This window comes from Vibrio astriarenae (genome assembly GCF_010587385.1).
Lineage (GTDB): Bacteria > Pseudomonadota > Gammaproteobacteria > Enterobacterales > Vibrionaceae > Vibrio > Vibrio astriarenae.
Genome location: NZ_CP047475.1, coordinates 213,808 through 230,151, shown reverse-complemented (window position 1 = coordinate 230,151; position 16,344 = coordinate 213,808). Strand labels below are relative to the sequence as shown.

The window sequence follows — 16,344 nt, the reverse complement described above, 5'->3', positions numbered from 1 at the left end:
ATTTATTAGGCTCCTCCTCATGGAGGGGCCGAGGATTGTGATGATGAAATTTGGATATTTCGACGATAACAACAAAGAATATGTAGCAACAACACCATGTACTCCCATCAAATGGTGTAACTACGTCGGCACACTAAACTTCGGTGGTATTGTCGACAGCAACGGCGGTGTTCTTCTTTGTAAAGGCGACCCTGCACTAAACCGTATTACTAAGTATGTGGCACAACTACCGAACTCCGACTTCAAAGGTTCAACCGTTTACCTAAAGGTCAAAGACAGCTCGGGCAAAGAAGAGATCTTCTCTCCTTTCTTTACTCCAACACTTAAGCCACTTGATAAGTTCGAGAACCACACGGGCCTGTCTTACACGACGATCGTTTCAGAAGCCTTTGGCGTTCGCTGTGAAGTGACTTTCTTTGTACCAAGTGATGATGAAGTGCTGATTGAAGACATTAAGATCACAAACATCTCTGATGGTGAACTGCACGTCGATGTTGTTCCTGTGTTTGAGTTCACTCACTTCGATGCATTGAAGCAGCTATTGAATGCAGACTGGGTACCGCAAACGATGACGCTAAAAGCCCACCAGCACGGTGAGCACACGGTTCTTGAACAATACGCATTCATGAAGCGTGACTACGCAGTAAACCTAGTAACAGCAGATCGTCCAGCCACCTCATTTGAAGGCGACCGCGCTAAATTCCTTGGCGAATTCGGCTACGGCAGCTGGGCTGCGCCACAAGCGCTAAATAATGAAGAGTTAGGCAATAGCGAGTGTTTGCGTGGCGACAATATTGCGGCATTAAACCTACGCTTAGGTTGGCTATCTCCACAGCAAACAGAGCGTACGGTTGTGCAGCTAACCCAGCAAGACAGCGTTGAAGCAGCAAAACCTTTGCTTGAGAAATATCGCAGCCACGACGCGGTTGACCAAGCGTTTGCCAACCTAAATTCATTCTGGGACAACTACCTAGCGACCGTTCAGGTAGAGACACCAGACCCTGCAATGAACTCAATGCTGAATGTTCATAACCCGCGCCAGTGTCATACTACTAAGAACTGGTCTCGCTACTTATCGCTCTACCAACTTGGCTTTGGCGCACGTGGTATCGGTTTCCGTGACTCTTCACAAGACACACTCGGTGTAATTACCCACATGCCTGAAGAAGCGCGTGAGTTTATTGAACGTCTCCTGTCCGTGCAAAACACCAACGGCTCTGCAATGCACCAGTTCTTCCCTTCAACGATGGAAGCGAACGCGGGCGACTCGCGCGAAGAAGAAGATCGTCCTGACTACTACGGTGATGACCACTTGTGGATTATCTACGCTGTGACTCAATACGTGAAAGAGACGGGCAACGCGGACTTCCTGAACAAGGTAATTCCTTACTACCAGAAAGATAAGCAAGGTAAGCCTGTGGAAGAGGGAACGGTATGGGATCACCTATGTCGCTCTATCGATTTCACACAAAACAACAAGGGTGCACATGGACTGCCTCTTCTTGGCTTTGCTGACTGGAATGACACGGTAAACCTACCAACGGGCGCAGAGTCTATGATGGTGGCAAGCATGTTTGGTAAAGCGCTAAACGATATGCTGGATCTGTGTAAACTGCGTGAAGATGAAGCGCTAGCAGAGCAGTTCCGCGGTTACTACGCTGAAATGCAGCAAACCATGAACGAGTGTGGCTGGGATGGCGAATGGTACGTTCGCTACTTTGATGAGAAAGGCGCACCGATTGGCTCACACACCAACGAGCAAGGTCAAATCTACACCAATGGTCAAAGCTGGCCTGTGATCTCCGGTTTTGCAACGCCAGAGCGTGCAAATCAAGCACTAGATTCTGTCTACAACAAGCTCAATACCGCAAACGGCATCAAGCTATCAACACCTGGCTACAACGGCTTCGATCCAAAGCTTGGCGGCGTATCGACCTACCCACCAGGCGCAAAAGAAAATGGCGGTATCTTCCTGCACTCAAACCCTTGGGTAATGATTGCAGAATCGATCATGGGTAATGGTGACCGTGCTTACGAGTACTACCGCCAAATCAACCCAGCGTCTAAGAACGACTCCCTTGATACGTTTGAGTCAGAGCCTTACTGCTACCCACAAAACATCTTAGGTGATGAGCATGAGCAATTTGGTCTGGGTCGTAACGCGTGGTTGTCTGGCACATCATCTTGGACTTACGTAGCGGGTACACAGTGGATTTTGGGTGTTCGCCCTGACATTGATGGCCTGATCGTTGACCCTTGTATTCCTACTGAGTGGCCAGAGTTTAAGGTTCGTCGTCAGTTCCGTGGCGCGACTTATCATATCCATGTCAGTAACCCAAATAAGGTGAGCAAAGGCGTGGTTGAAATGCGCGTTAATGGTGACCGAATTGAAGGTAACAAAGCCCCTGTATTTAACAGTGGCGAGCACACGATTGAAGTAACGCTAGGCTAAAACGACTGCCCTCCCCTTCGATGGGGAGGGCATTATGTTCTACCCTGTGTAAATCGCTTGGCACTGCCATTGGAATGTTGAAGATTGACCGGGTTCCAAAACCAACAACCCAATTTCATTGTTGAACGCATTCGCAGGACAAGTCATTGGCTCTACCGCAATACTCGCTTCTGAGTTTGGAGTGTAAAGCTGAACAAATGGATAACTCGATTGCTGAGCGTAGAGAAGCTGCGCTTTGCCATCAAGACGCTTAAGTTCAATTAGGCCACTTTCAAGGTCATCGAACTCAAAGCAGTGATTGAACTCCACCCCTTCAAGAGTGCTAGGGGAGACAAACTGAGAGAAGGTCTGCTTCTCACCACTTGGCAAGTCATCATCGTGCAGCCACTCATGGCATGGTGACATTGAAAGTGTGAACTGAGAACGATCAACACCCAAATTAAAATACGGGTGCCAGGCATCACCAAACGGCAATGCGCTCTCACCAGTATTAACAATGTGCGTCTCACACTGCAGTAAACCTGTCGTGTTGAGAACAAAGATGACCTCTAAGCAGAAAGGAAACGGATAGCCCGGCGCATCCAAATGCTTAGAGTCGAACTGCAGAGTAACGCGAGCATGGTTCTCATCAACTTGCGTCTCTTTGATTAAAAAAGCTTGGTTGTAGAGCAGGCCATGAACGGCGTGATCAGACCAAGGAAAGTTCGCTGGCAACTGATAAGACTCACCAGCAAATGTGTATTGACCATGAGCGAGGCGATTTGGAAAAGGAAACAATTTAGCGCTGCGAGAGAAAAATGGGTGATTATCAACGAGATCTTTATGATCCGCATACCCCGTAATAAATGAGAATGGACTGTCATTAACAACAAAGCGATTAATGACGGCACCAAAGCTCGCAATAATTTCCAGTTCAATTCCTAACTGGCGGTTCGTTATATTTATAATTTCCAAACCACTCGGGTTATCAATATTAATGTTGAACATGCTGTTACTCCTTTTTTTTAAGATAGTAACAACAAAGAAAAGAATTAATCAATCTGGATAGTGATATGAAAAATACCATTCCCTACACAAGCTATTTAGGTGATGCAAAGCGACTCACCTCAAAAGGCGATGCGGTTGAGTTCATCCAGCCTTGGTACACTCCAATCTCTACAACCCCTGAGAATACTGGCATGGCATTTGGTGGTATTGGTAGCACCTTCACCCTAACACCTAATGGGGATACGCCGAACTTCAGTTTTATCCCAGGAATCTTTATTGATATCTCTGATCAAGATATTCACTTTAATGATTTTTATACTTCTGTTGCTCAACCAATTAGCATTGAAAATATTAAAATAAAATCTGATGGTGAGGCGAGAAGCTATTTAAATTACTACCCTGCTTTATTTTCTGGAAAAGAAATACACCAAGATGAATCATCAAGCCTATTAGAAGAACTAAAATCCAGCTTGCTGAAAGGTATTTTTTACCAAGAGAACCAAGAGCGTTTTTCTCGTTGGAATATCGAATTTACTCGCCGCACGCAACAGGCGATCAACCAAGATCCGACCGCACTGCACACTCAAGTATTAGTGGCGGTGGACTTCTTCAATGGTCTATTGATCAACAGCACATCACAATCAAAACAGTTGACAGCAAAGGGGACAAGCTCTGTTGAGTCAGTACGAGGCGATGAGATTGACTACCGCGCCCTCTACCCTATCGCTGAATTTGATTATCGTAGCTTCGAGACCGTATCAATAAAACGTAAGGCGGTGTCACCGGTCGTAAAAGACGATGCCGAGCTGTGCAGCCTGCCAAGTCATTGGAACCACTTTGAGTTAGTGAACAATACGGATCAACCGCAAAGTGTCACCATTGTTCAGCCACTTCTCAACTTGATTGGTTCCACTTACCGTAAAGGTCGTGACGGTATCCAAGACTCTTTCTGCACCCTAACGCAGAATCCAATCAAACAGCAGCACCAAGCACTGAGCCTAGACACTGATGATCATCTGTTTAGCGGTGTATTGATGGCGAGTGATTCCCGCTATGGCGCTGATATTGAAGGTGAGGTGAACTTTGGTATCGTCACGACAAAAGAGCTCGTGGAACAAGCCAAAGTTTGCGTGACCGTGAAACCTGCGATGTATTCAGCTCATACTCAGCGTGAAGTGCAAAATGCGTTAAATACAGGTCGTACAAACCAACACTTTGACAAAGGGATCTACTCAGGTCGAGAAGCGCTTGCTGGTTTAGCCGTTATTAATGTCGAGCTTGCTGCTCACGAAGCCATCGATCTTCGTTTTATTCAAACGATGGAGCACGGTAAGATCGCGCTGGGTGATTGGGAAACGGAAAAAGCCTACGCTCAATACCTCACAGGATCACAACGATCCACGCAGATCACACAACGCCTCATCGGCGAGTTTGAGTCAATTGAAGCGCGCATTGTTCAACAACAGACAGATTTCTTGAATAAAGCAAACAAGCAGTTCAATGATAGTGATAAAGCTCTGCGCTTTGCCACTATGGCCATGAACACACTCTCGTTTATGGCTGAGTCAACGGTATGGGACAAAGAGAACAAGTTCCTGGTGAAAGAGTGTGTAGATTACCCATTCTTCAACTCACTTGATGTGTATTTCTACGGCTCATTTGCCCTACTCTACCTATTGCCTGAACTTGATGGCTTTGTGATGGAAGAGTTTGCTCGCGCTATTCTTGCAGAGGACGACACCAAACGACGCTACTGGGAATATGAAGATAAACCTTTCGCCGAGCTAGTGGATAGTAAGTACGAAGGCACTCGCGCAGTCCGTGGCGCAGTGATTCACGATCTAGGCAGCCCGTTTGACATTCAGCCAGATGCTTACAGCTGGCACAACGTCAAAGAGTGGAAGGATCTTGCGCCGAAGTTCATTCTGATGGTGTATCGTCACTTCAAGAAAACAGGCAATCGCGCAGTGGTTGAAGCTTGTTGGAGTGCGGTTAAAGAGAGTGTTGTCTACCTTGAAAACCTTGTCGCTGAAGGCGATACCTTGCCACTGACACGCGGCACCGATGACACCTTCGACAACCTATCCTCGCATGGCATATCCATCTATTGTGCAAGCCTATGGTCAGCGGGGCTGCGCGCTGGATCTGCACTTGCTGAACTCATGAATGAGCCAGAGCTAAGCATCGATTATGCAGAGAAAGCACAGGCTGCCCTCGAAGAGCTGGAAGAGAGTCTTTGGGATGAAGAGCAAGGCTACTACCACTTCTTTGTCACCCCTGTTCAAACCAAACACCTCACTGGTGAAGGTCTGCAAGAGCTGCGTGAAATGGGTATTGAAGCCAGTGGCGATAAGATCCTTGATAAGAACCTTATCAACCAATACCTCAACCGACGCGATAATCCAGCTCTAAGTAAGCTAGAAGAGCGCCGCACTAAAAAGCGCTCACTCAAGCAGGTCGCACCAAACGCATTTACCGCAGAGTATGACGCCATCGTTGAGCTCGACTCAGACAACAGCTTTGGTGATGCGCTATTGGCAGACAGCTACCTGCAATTGCTCGGTGATAACGGCTTATTCCCACAAGAACGTGTCGCTCGCGCACTGGACTTTGTCTGTAAAACCAATTTCAAGGCCAACAGCCCGAAAGTGGGCGTAGCGAACATGACACTGGCGGATGGCATGCCGCACCATGCGTTCCAAGCACAAGATGTTTGGATTGGTGTTCAGTTTAGTGTCGCGACTGCGCTGCAGCTTGCTGATAAACGCGATGAGGCCGAGCAGTTAATGGACACCACTTATCGAGCGCTTTACCAGTATGCTCGTATCCCTTTTGCTGCCCCTGAAGGCTTCAATGCCTCGGTTCAAGTTGAACCTAGCTTGCTGGTATCAGAGCTAGGACTCACTCTTGAACAGGCTCAGCTGTGGATTGATGCACTCAAAGAAGACAAATGTCTGCTTCCTGACGGACGAGTAAGCCCGAGTATGTGCCAAGATCTCGGTGACTTCCAAGTTCAGATGGGACCAACGGTTGAAAAAGCACTGACCGAGCAACTATTCAACCTGTTGAAAGCAACCGGCCTGAAGTACACTGCGGGACGTTATTTCCGTCCAGGGATGATATTTGCCTACAACTACTAGCTATTTAGTCGCTAAATGTATCGAACTGGAAATATTTATTCAGTGAGATCTCATTTTCCCTCCCCCAAGCTTGCCTTGGGGGGTATGCGTACTCCACCCTCTATGTGAAGCCTCCCCAAAATAAGAAAAGGCTACCACTCAGGAGTGAACATAATGAAAAAGAAAAAAGCTCCGACGGTCTATGATGTTGCAAAGCTTGCTGGCGTATCACCTAGTACCGTCTCGCGCTTCTTAAACCGGACGACTTATGTCTCCGATGAAAAGAGTGAAAAACTCGAACAAGCGATCAAAGAATTGGGTTACAAGCCGAACCAACATTCGACAACACACTCAAATCGACGCTCTATGACTATCGGGGTGCTCATCCAACACCCAGACAGTCCGTTTACTTGTCGTATTCTGAACGACATGGAAAAGACGTTGATCGCCAAGGGTTATTCACTGGTCATTGCTACTGGGCATTGGCAAAAAAATCTTGAACAGCATGCGCTGGATTACCTCGCAAAAAGTAACGTTGATGGTGTCATAATTGTCACTGGTGACATTAAAGAAGAGACCATCATCAAGTTCGCGAACAACATCCCCGTTGTGGCCGTGGGTTATCAAATTGAGGCAGAGAATGTTCGCAGCATCAACCTTGATAACACGCTGGGTGGTTACATCGCGACACTGCATTTATTGCAGCAAGGTCATGTGAATATTGCACACATCAAGGGGCACAGCTCACAGCCAGACGCAACGTGCCGCTTTGAGGGCTATAAAAAAGCCCTAGAAGAGTCAGGTATCAAAGTGATGTCTAAACTGGTCAAGCAAGGAGACTTTAGCTCTGAACTTGGGTATGAAAAAACCATCGAACTGATTGAATCTAAAGTGCACTTTTCTGCGATTTTTGCTGCCAATGACCAAACCGGTTATGGCGCTATAAAAGCACTGACTGACCGTGGATATCGGGTACCTGAAGACGTTTCCGTTGTCGGCTTTGATGATCTCCCGACATCTCAGTACTTTACGCCAGCGTTGACAACCTTACGCCAGCCTATTGAAGAGGTGGGCGTGGTATGCGCCCACTCGCTTCTCAATCTGCTAAACGGTGAAACACACGAAGCTCGTCTTCCCCCTATTGAGCTCATTGTCCGTCAGAGTACTCAATCTCTTTACCGGAGCAATCCCCGGCAGCAACCACTAGAGAAATTCGCACTCTCTTAGCATTTCTCGAAGTATTAAAATACTAAGATCAAATAAAGGGTCAAAACGTGAGTTTTGACCCTTTTCACTATCGAACTGATATCAATCTATAGCAGCACAAGATAAAGCATAAATAGACCACATAGCGCATAGATAATAGGGTGTACCTGCTTGCCTTTACCAGCCACGAACATTGAGAACGCGTAGCTAATAAAGCCCATAGCCATGCCGTTTGCTGGCGAGAAGCTCAATACCGTAAACATAATGGTAAAGAAAGCCGCAATGCGTGACTCTTTCTGCTCCCAGCTGATCTGACCTAGACGACCTATCATGTAGATACCCACAACCACCATCGCGGGTGCAACCATCGCCGCAGAGAAAATCGAGAAGATTGGGTAGAAGAATAGCGACAAGAAGAATAGACCCGCCACTGTTACCGCCGCCAAACCTGTTTTCGCACCCTGGGCAGAAGCAATACCGGATTCAGAGAATGCGGTAATCGATGTTGTACCAAGTACTGAACCAATCACCGTACCACCAGCGTCTGCCACGAGTGCAGAACGAGCGTTTGGCACTTTACCGTCTTTATCGATGATACCCGCATCACGGCCAACACCAACAATGGTGCTCAACCCGTCAAAGAAGTCGACAATCAAAAAGATAATCACAATAAATAGCAGATCGAACAGCTTTTCTGCCGTTAAGCCAGAGAAGTTAAAGATCGCGCCAAAGCTGCCCTCGATGCTCGGCGGAGCAGTCACAATTGCCTCTGGGATAGGCGCGTTAGACGTGCCCATAAACGCATCCGCGATCACTGTCAGCAAAATCGCAGAAATGAATGAAATGAACGTGGCGAGTTTAATATCGCGGATCATGCACCCTAGAGCAATAAAGATACTGATATAAGCAATAATGACTTGAGGGTTAGAGATATCCCCCATGCTCACCAAGATAATTGGGTTTGAAACAATAATGCCCGCATTTTTTAACCCAAGGAACGCGATAAACAGACCAAGCGATACGGTAATCGCCAGCTTCAAATCCTCAGGGATGGATTCAATCATCGCCTTGCGAATCTTGGTCATTGACAGAATTAGGTAGATCACACCCGACAAAAAGATACCAAATAGCGCTTCATGCCAAACCAACGCGACCGAGCCACTAAGCAACATGCCTTTGAAAAAACCATTCATACTCATGCCTGGGGCAAGCATCACTGGGTAGTTACCAAACAAACCCATGATCAATGTCGCTAGACCCGCAGCCAACGCCGTTGCAGTGAAAATCGCACCACGATCCATTCCTGGAATATCCCCCAAAATCGCAGGGTTAACTGCCAAGATATAGCTCATCGCTAGGAAGGTAATAAAACCTGCATAGATCTCTGTACCAATGGTTGTCTTACGTTCAGATAGTTTGAATCGAGCTTCTAAAAAAGAAGGAGAGGTGGGCTTTGCAGCAGCTTCGTGACTCACGAGGAAACCTATTATGTTTAAAGTGTAGGTACATCGCGCTGCATGCAGTAGATGCGGGCATCAAGACAATGTGTTGTAGTCACCAAGATAGGCTCGGTGGTAGAAACGTCAGATCCCATTCATCCAACATATACAACGCGACAGAATTTAGGCGCGAATTTTAGCGATATAGAGTAAAAATTCAACAGATTTCGCACAAAAACCATAATAAAGAAACGACTTTAAAAACAAACCCTTGAAAAACAAGCAAACGTTTGCCATCGCGGTACCACATAAACTGAATCTTTCTCTCTACCCTAGATCCTAGACAGGATCTTTTCTTGAGCTTAGACAAGGGTTTGTGCTACCCTTCGCGTCCATTTTTTAGCCTACTGTCGCGATGATTCACCCAGTAGATATGCTATCTTTAACCCAGTGACTATTAGGTCACCACACACCTTGACTTAACCAGAGTGAGAAGACTTCCATGGCAAAAGGTACTCTATACATTGTTTCGGCACCGAGTGGCGCAGGCAAATCTAGCCTTATTTCAGCAATGCTGGAAACAAACCCAACTTATGCCATGAAAGTATCCGTTTCTCATACAACTCGCGGTATGCGTCCTGGTGAACAAGATGGTGTTCACTACCACTTCGTGCAGAAAGAGAGCTTTGAAGAATTGATCGAGCAAGGCGCTTTCCTTGAGTACGCAGAAGTATTTGGTAACTACTACGGCACCTCACGCCCATGGATTGAAGAGAACCTAGATAAAGGTATCGACGTTTTTCTAGATATCGACTGGCAAGGCGCACGTCAGATCCGCGAGCAGATGCCTCTAGCAAAAAGCATCTTCATCCTACCGCCATCAAACGGTGAACTTGAGCGTCGCCTAAATGCGCGCGGTCAAGACAGTGAAGCGGTTATCGCTAAGCGTATGGCTGAGGCAAAATCAGAAATCTCACACTACAATGAATACGACTATGTCATTGTTAATGATGATTTTGATACGGCACTAATGGATTTTAAAGCAATCATTCGCGCAGAGCGTTTGAAGCATGATAAGCAAGCAGCAAAATATAAAGGCATGTTAGACGCTCTATTATCAGAGTAAGTCTATATTTCCTCTAGCAAGATCCTTGTGATGCTTGTATAATTTCTCGTCACACTAAATTTTAGTTAACTATTTTGGAGTTCTCATGGCACGCGTAACTGTTCAAGACGCTGTTGAAAAAGTTGGTAACCGTTTCGACTTAGTTCTTATTGCGGCTCGCCGCGCTCGTCAAATGCAAACTGGTGGTAAAGATGCATTAGTGCCAGAAGAGAATGATAAGACAACGGTTATCGCTCTACGCGAAATCGAAGAAGGTCTTATCACGAAAGAAGTTCTAGATGCACGCGAGCGTCAAGAGCAACAAGAACAAGAAGCAGCAGAACTAGCAGCAGTAAGCAGCATTGCTCACAGCCGCTAATTCAACTCACTGAACAACTATATTCAGTAAGCACAACCAGTCGGGCCCATAGTTTGTATCTATTTGATAGCCTCAAAGACGTTGCCCAAGAATACCTAACAGAGCCTCAAATTGAGGCTCTGCGTCAATCTTATGTGGTAGCGCGCGACGCCCATGAAGGGCAAACCCGCTCAAGCGGCGAACCGTACATCATTCACCCTGTTGCTGTAGCTCGAATCTTGGCGGAAATGCGTCTGGATATTGAAACCCTGCAAGCAGCACTTCTTCATGATGTCATTGAAGACTGTGATGTCACCAAGGAAGAACTTGAGGCACAATTTGGCAACGCCGTTGCTGAGTTGGTAGATGGTGTCTCTAAGCTCGACAAGCTCAAATTCCGCGATAGAAAAGAAGCCCAAGCAGAGAACTTTCGTAAGATGGTTCTGGCAATGGTGCAAGACATTCGTGTCATTCTTATCAAACTCGCAGACCGCACGCACAACATGCGTACACTGGGAGCACTACGCCCAGACAAGAAACGTCGTATTGCACGTGAAACCCTCGAAATCTATTCTCCACTGGCACACCGCTTAGGTATCCATAACATCAAAACCGAGCTTGAAGAGTTAGGCTTTGAAGCGTTATATCCAAATCGCTATCGCGTACTCAAAGAGGTAGTGAAAACTGCGCGTGGTAACCGTAAAGAGATGATTCAGCGCATCCACAGTGAAATTGAAGGTCGCTTGGGTGAGTTTGGGGTTTCTGCCCGTGTCTTTGGTCGTGAGAAGAATCTATTCTCCATCTACAACAAGATGAAAACCAAAGAGCAGCGCTTTCACACCATCATGGATATCTATGCCTTCCGCGTTGTCGTAGATAGCCCTGACGATTGTTACCGAGTGCTTGGTCAAGTCCATAGCTTATACAAGCCACGCCCAGGTCGCATGAAAGACTATATCGCGGTACCAAAAGCCAATGGCTACCAATCACTTCACACCTCAATGGTCGGCCCTCATGGCGTACCCGTTGAAGTTCAGATCCGTACAGAAGATATGGATCAAATGGCCGATAAAGGTGTCGCCGCGCACTGGTCTTATAAAGACAAAGGTGAACGCTCTGGCACGACTGCTCAAGTCAAAGCCCAGCGTTGGATGCAAAGCCTGCTTGAGTTACAACAAAGTGCGGGTAACTCGTTTGAGTTTATTGAAAACGTTAAGTCGGATCTGTTCCCAGATGAGATTTACGTCTTCACGCCAAAAGGTCGCATTGTGGAACTGCCTCTCGGCGCCACTGCTGTCGATTTTGCCTATGCTGTGCACACAGATGTGGGTAACTCCTGTGTTGGTGCTCGAGTCGACCGTCATCCATACCCTCTAAGTAAAGCTCTTAAGAACGGTCAAACTGTCGAGATCATTAGTGCACCAGGCGCGCGTCCAAATGCCGCATGGCTTAACTACGTGGTCACTTCACGTGCTCGTACCAAGATCCGTCAGGTTCTGAAAACCATGCGCCGCGAAGAGTCTGTTACGCTTGGCCGTCGCCTACTCAACCACGCACTTGGTCGTCACTCCATTGACTCTATCTACCCTGATAACATTCAAGAAGTACTGACAGACCTGCGCCTTGAGAGCGTCGATGACCTACTTGCAGCGATTGGTCTGGGTGAGTTGATGAGTATCGTTATCGCTCGTCGCCTACTCGGAGATACCGATGAACTGACAACCACCAGCTCCATTCCATCGGATTCGAATAAGAAACTTCCTATCCGTGGTGCTGAAGGTATTCTGCTGACGTTTGCCAACTGTTGTCACCCGATCCCAGATGATCACATTATTGCTCACGTCTCTCCGGGTCGTGGACTTGTGGTTCACCGTGAAACTTGCCCTAACGTACGTGGCTACCAAAAAGAGCCTGATAAGTACATGGCGGTTGATTGGTCAGAAGACTACGAGCAAGAGTTTATCTCAGAGCTCCAAGTTGATATGCAGAACCGACAAGGTGCACTGGCAGAACTGACTAACGTGATCTCGAAGACGGGCTCTAACATCCACGGTCTCTCAACAGAAGAGCGTGATGGTCGCTTGTACACAGTGACTGTTCTGCTGACAACGAAAGATCGCGTTCATTTAGCGGGCATCATGAAGCGTATTCGCGTTATGCCTGATGCGCTCAGAGTTCGCCGTCGCAAGCACTAACCCAACAAGAGCAGCTCAAGCACGAGCTGCTCTTTTCTTATATTCCTCGAAATACAATTTCAAGTACCATGAATCTAGAACGCTATAACAAAATCCAGCAAGTCTTCAAATCACGCCAAACTGACCTCACGGTTTGCCTTGAAGAGGTCCACAAACCCAACAATGTTTCAGCGGTAATCCGAACTGCTGATGCGACTGGGCTGCATAAAATCCATGCTGTTTGGCCTGATCCGAAAATGCGCACTCTGAGCCACACCTCTGCTGGTGCGAGAAACTGGGTTGAAGTGGATACACACGAAAGTACAGCAGAAGCGATCCAATGTTTGAAAGATCAAGGTATGCAGGTACTGGTGACGAACCTATCGGATACTGCCGTAGATTTTCGTGAGATTGATTATACCAAGCCAACCGCAATTATCCTGGGTGGTGAAAAGTATGGGGCTTCAGAGGAGGCCAAGCGCCTGGCTGACCAAGACATCATTATTCCTATGATAGGTATGGTGCAATCTCTTAATGTCTCTGTGGCAAGTGCGGTTATTTTGTATGAAGCTCAGCGTCAGCGCCAAGCTGCCGGCATGTACGACAAAGAAGAGAGCTCGGTGCCCGCAGAAGATATCCACCGCACCCTATTTGAGCGAGGCCACCCAGTATTAGCGAAAGTGGCGAAGCGTAAAGGACTCGCCTACCCTTCTCTTGATGAACAAGGTCAAATCATCGCTGACGAGGCATGGTGGAAAGAGATGCAAAAAGGTAAGTAAAAACTTACATCCATCCTCGTTCAACAAAAGAGACAACCTCTCCATCACCCACCACAAAATGGTCAAGAATACGGATATCCACCAGAGATAACGCGTCAACCAAACGGCGCGTTATTCGTCTGTCCGCCTGACTAGGTTCTGCTATTCCTGACGGGTGATTGTGCGCAAGAATTAATGCCGCGGCATTGTGTTGCAAAGAGCGTTTCACCACTTCCCTCGGGTAAACGGATGCAGCATCGATCGTGCCCTCAAACATGATTTCGTCGCAAATAACGCGATGCTGATTATCCAAAAACAGTACAAAGAAGGCTTCTCGACAGCGGTCACGCAGTAAACTAGAGAGATAGAGCTTGGTTTGTGTTGGGCTCGATAGCGCCTCTCCTCGTTCAAGCGTTTCAGCGAGATAACGCTGGGTCATTTCAAGCACCGCTTGCAGTTGCACATATTTCGCTTGCCCCAAACCACGATGAGTGCAAAATGTCTTTTGGTCCGAAGCAAACAGCGCTCGTAGTGAACCAAATTCTTTCAATAACTTATCTGCCAAAGTCAGGACATTCATTCCCTGTGTCCCAGTTCGTAGGAAAATGGCCAATAGCTCTGCATCCGTAAGTGAAGTGGGACCATGAGACAACAACTTTTCCCGAGGCATAGATTCTTTTGGTAGTGGTGACAACGCTGGCTTCTCCTAAGTTCAAGCATGCAACAGGCTAACGTTTACCCAAGCACTAAGCAGAGAATCTGCATAAGAAATAAGGTTAGAGACACGACAATATGTAACGCCTTTGCCTTGGTGGTAGTGGTTATTTCGACGAATCTCTCTTTACGAACTGTTGACTGAAACTAGGCACTTTGCTGACAAAAATGCTATCTTAGCGCGCAGAAAATCAAAGGAATTACTCAATATGTCGACTCTAGCTGGTAAAAATATTCTACTTGGCATCAGCGGCGGTATCGCAGCTTATAAGTGTGCAGAGCTTACCCGACGCCTTAGCGAACGCGGAGCTCAGGTGCGTGTTGTTATGACCAACGCGGCCAAAGAATTCATCACGCCATTAACGATGCAGGCCGTTTCTGGCCACCCGGTATCCGATAGCTTGTTTGACCCCGCAGCAGAAGCTTCTATGGGGCATATTGAGCTTGCCAAATGGGCAGACCTTGTCCTATTAGCTCCAGCCACTGCCGACCTCATCGCACGATTATCTGCTGGCATGGGCAACGATTTGCTTACGACACTGGTATTAGCGACAGAAGCACCAGTCGCGATTGCGCCAGCTATGAACCAGCAGATGTACAGCAATGTTGCTACACAAGAAAATCTAGCCACTTTGACACGTAGGGGCGTCAATATCTGGGGTCCGGCGGCGGGTGAACAAGCATGCGGTGATGTTGGCCCTGGGCGAATGCTTGAACCAATGCAGTTGGTCGAACACAGTGAGGCCTTCTTTGCCCCAAAGTCGCTAAGCGGTAAGACGGTAACGATTACTGCTGGACCAACTCGAGAAGCGATTGACCCCGTCCGCTACATCTCTAACCATAGCTCTGGGAAAATGGGCTTTGCATTAGCCGAAGCAGCGAAATCATTGGGTGCTGAGGTAAACCTGATAGCAGGCCCAGTATCACTCAATACACCTAAAGGTGTTAATTGCATTAATGTTGAATCTGCCCAACAAATGTTTGAGGCATCTGCACAACAGGCTATCACCTCTGACATCTTTATTGGTTGCGCAGCCGTTGCTGACTACCGCCCTGAAACAATTGCCGACAATAAGCTTAAGAAAGTGGACGGTCAGGACGATATGAATATTAAGATGGTGAAAAACCCTGACATCATTGCTCATGTTGCCGGTCTGAGTCATCACCGACCATTTACTGTTGGCTTTGCTGCAGAAACACAAGATGTTGAAGCCTACGCAAAGAGTAAACTGGAGCGAAAAAATCTCGATATGATATGTGCCAATGATGTCTCGATTGCCGGGCAAGGGTTTAACAGTGACAACAATGCCATCACAGCGTTCTGGTCTGATGGTAAGCAGTCACTATCACTAGAATCTAAGCAAAATATCGCACGACAGATCTTAACTCTGATCGCGGAAAAACTATAACCCTCATCAAGCAGTAAAAAGGAACGTTTGCATGGCTGGGACCAAGAAAAGCAATCGCAAAGAAGAAATACTACAAGCCCTCGCAGAAATGCTCGAGTCGACCGATGGCGCGTCACGGATAACAACAGCAAAACTTGCTAAGCAAGTTGGCGTATCTGAGGCCGCTCTTTATCGTCACTTCCCGAGCAAAGCTCGTATGTTTGAAGGATTAATCGAGTTTATTGAAGAGTCATTGATGTCACGCATCAACCGAATCTTAGATGAAGAGAAAGACACACTCGTGCGTATTCGCATGGTGATGCAATTGATACTGGCATTTGCAGAACGTAACCCTGGCCTGACTCGCATTCTCTCGGGCCATGCTCTAATGTTTGAAAATGAGCGCCTACGTGAGCGCATCAATCAACTGTTTGAACGTATAGAAACCTCTCTGCGCCAGATACTGCGTGAACGTAAGCTGCGTGAAGGTAAGTCCTTTCCTGTTGATGAAAAAATACTGGCTGCACAATTGCTGGGACAAGTTGAAGGAAGCCTAAACCGTTTTGTACGCTCTGACTTCAAATACCTTCCAACCGCCAATTTCGATGAATACTGGTCATTACTCAGTGCACAAATAAAGTAGA

The 16,344-nt window shown here is 47.1% G+C and carries 12 protein-coding genes and 1 riboswitch; of the genes, 9 read left to right on the top strand and 3 right to left on the bottom strand.

Annotation, left to right across the window (positions count from 1 at the left end):
- Positions 1-40 precede the first annotated feature (40 nt).
- The gene (locus GT360_RS01140) at positions 41-2,452 is read left to right on the top strand and encodes a glycoside hydrolase family 94 protein (RefSeq protein ID WP_164647130.1); all 2,412 of its coding nucleotides are present in this window, start codon (positions 41-43) and stop codon (positions 2,450-2,452) included.
- A gap of 39 nt (positions 2,453-2,491) precedes the next feature.
- On the opposite strand, the gene GT360_RS01135 is transcribed toward GT360_RS01140, so the two are convergent.
- Positions 2,492-3,439: an aldose 1-epimerase gene (locus GT360_RS01135; protein WP_164647129.1), complete on the bottom strand. Its 948-nt coding sequence runs from the start codon at positions 3,437-3,439 to the stop codon at positions 2,492-2,494.
- Between the two features lie 65 nt (positions 3,440-3,504).
- On the opposite strand from GT360_RS01135, the gene GT360_RS01130 reads away from it, so the two are divergent.
- Positions 3,505-6,579 (top strand): GH116 family glycosyl hydrolase, encoded by a 3,075-nt coding sequence (locus tag GT360_RS01130; RefSeq protein ID WP_164647128.1) that lies wholly within the window; start codon positions 3,505-3,507, stop codon positions 6,577-6,579.
- Between the two features lie 153 nt (positions 6,580-6,732).
- Positions 6,733-7,785 carry a LacI family DNA-binding transcriptional regulator gene (locus GT360_RS01125; protein ID WP_164647127.1) on the top strand — a complete coding sequence of 351 codons (1,053 nt, stop codon included), beginning with the start codon at positions 6,733-6,735 and terminating at the stop codon, positions 7,783-7,785.
- 86 nt (positions 7,786-7,871) lie between these two features.
- On the opposite strand, the gene GT360_RS01120 is transcribed toward GT360_RS01125, so the two are convergent.
- Positions 7,872-9,239: an NCS2 family permease gene (locus tag GT360_RS01120; protein WP_164647126.1), complete on the bottom strand. Its 1,368-nt coding sequence runs from the start codon at positions 9,237-9,239 to the stop codon at positions 7,872-7,874.
- A 56-nt stretch (positions 9,240-9,295) separates the two neighbouring features.
- A riboswitch (purine riboswitch) is annotated at positions 9,296-9,395 on the bottom strand.
- A gap of 310 nt (positions 9,396-9,705) precedes the next feature.
- On the opposite strand from GT360_RS01120, the gene gmk reads away from it, so the two are divergent.
- The 4 genes from gmk (at position 9,706) to trmH (ending at position 13,619) form a co-directional block, all read left to right on the top strand.
- Complete coding sequence (gmk, locus tag GT360_RS01115; protein ID WP_164647125.1) at positions 9,706-10,329, top strand: guanylate kinase; 624 nt, start codon at positions 9,706-9,708, stop codon at positions 10,327-10,329.
- An 85-nt stretch (positions 10,330-10,414) separates the two neighbouring features.
- Positions 10,415-10,687 (top strand): DNA-directed RNA polymerase subunit omega, encoded by a 273-nt coding sequence (gene rpoZ / locus GT360_RS01110; protein ID WP_164647124.1) that lies wholly within the window; start codon positions 10,415-10,417, stop codon positions 10,685-10,687.
- A gap of 53 nt (positions 10,688-10,740) precedes the next feature.
- On the top strand, positions 10,741-12,861 hold the full coding sequence (gene spoT / locus GT360_RS01105; protein ID WP_164647123.1) for a bifunctional GTP diphosphokinase/guanosine-3',5'-bis pyrophosphate 3'-pyrophosphohydrolase: 2,121 nt from the start codon (positions 10,741-10,743) through the stop codon (positions 12,859-12,861).
- Positions 12,862-12,929: 68 nt separating this feature from the next.
- The gene (gene trmH, locus GT360_RS01100) at positions 12,930-13,619 is read left to right on the top strand and encodes a tRNA (guanosine(18)-2'-O)-methyltransferase TrmH (RefSeq protein WP_164647122.1); all 690 of its coding nucleotides are present in this window, start codon (positions 12,930-12,932) and stop codon (positions 13,617-13,619) included.
- Between the two features lie 4 nt (positions 13,620-13,623).
- On the opposite strand, the gene radC is transcribed toward trmH, so the two are convergent.
- Positions 13,624-14,268, bottom strand: a complete 645-nt coding sequence (radC, locus tag GT360_RS01095; RefSeq protein WP_164649535.1) for a RadC family protein — start codon at positions 14,266-14,268, stop codon at positions 13,624-13,626.
- A 253-nt stretch (positions 14,269-14,521) separates the two neighbouring features.
- On the opposite strand from radC, the gene coaBC reads away from it, so the two are divergent.
- Both coaBC and slmA read left to right on the top strand, forming a co-directional pair.
- Positions 14,522-15,721 (top strand): bifunctional phosphopantothenoylcysteine decarboxylase/phosphopantothenate--cysteine ligase CoaBC, encoded by a 1,200-nt coding sequence (gene coaBC / locus GT360_RS01090; protein ID WP_164647121.1) that lies wholly within the window; start codon positions 14,522-14,524, stop codon positions 15,719-15,721.
- Positions 15,722-15,752: 31 nt separating this feature from the next.
- On the top strand, positions 15,753-16,343 hold the full coding sequence (slmA, locus tag GT360_RS01085; RefSeq protein WP_164647120.1) for a nucleoid occlusion factor SlmA: 591 nt from the start codon (positions 15,753-15,755) through the stop codon (positions 16,341-16,343).
- Position 16,344: the final 1 nt, after the last annotated feature.

Excerpts from the sequence above, each read along its gene's own strand:
- slmA (WP_164647120.1), top strand. The coding sequence starts at position 15,753 with ATGGCTGGGACCAAGAAAAGCAATCGCAAAGAAGAAATACTACAAGCC.
- GT360_RS01130 (WP_164647128.1), top strand. The coding sequence starts at position 3,505 with ATGAAAAATACCATTCCCTACACAAGCTATTTAGGTGATGCAAAGCGA.
- GT360_RS01140 (WP_164647130.1), top strand. The coding sequence starts at position 41 with ATGATGAAATTTGGATATTTCGACGATAACAACAAAGAATATGTAGCA.
- trmH (WP_164647122.1), top strand. The coding sequence starts at position 12,930 with ATGAATCTAGAACGCTATAACAAAATCCAGCAAGTCTTCAAATCACGC.
- coaBC (WP_164647121.1), top strand. The coding sequence starts at position 14,522 with ATGTCGACTCTAGCTGGTAAAAATATTCTACTTGGCATCAGCGGCGGT.
- GT360_RS01135 (WP_164647129.1), bottom strand. The coding sequence starts at position 3,439 with ATGTTCAACATTAATATTGATAACCCGAGTGGTTTGGAAATTATAAAT.
- GT360_RS01125 (WP_164647127.1), top strand. The coding sequence starts at position 6,733 with ATGAAAAAGAAAAAAGCTCCGACGGTCTATGATGTTGCAAAGCTTGCT.
- rpoZ (WP_164647124.1), top strand. The coding sequence starts at position 10,415 with ATGGCACGCGTAACTGTTCAAGACGCTGTTGAAAAAGTTGGTAACCGT.
- gmk (WP_164647125.1), top strand. The coding sequence starts at position 9,706 with ATGGCAAAAGGTACTCTATACATTGTTTCGGCACCGAGTGGCGCAGGC.
- radC (WP_164649535.1), bottom strand. The coding sequence starts at position 14,268 with ATGCCTCGGGAAAAGTTGTTGTCTCATGGTCCCACTTCACTTACGGAT.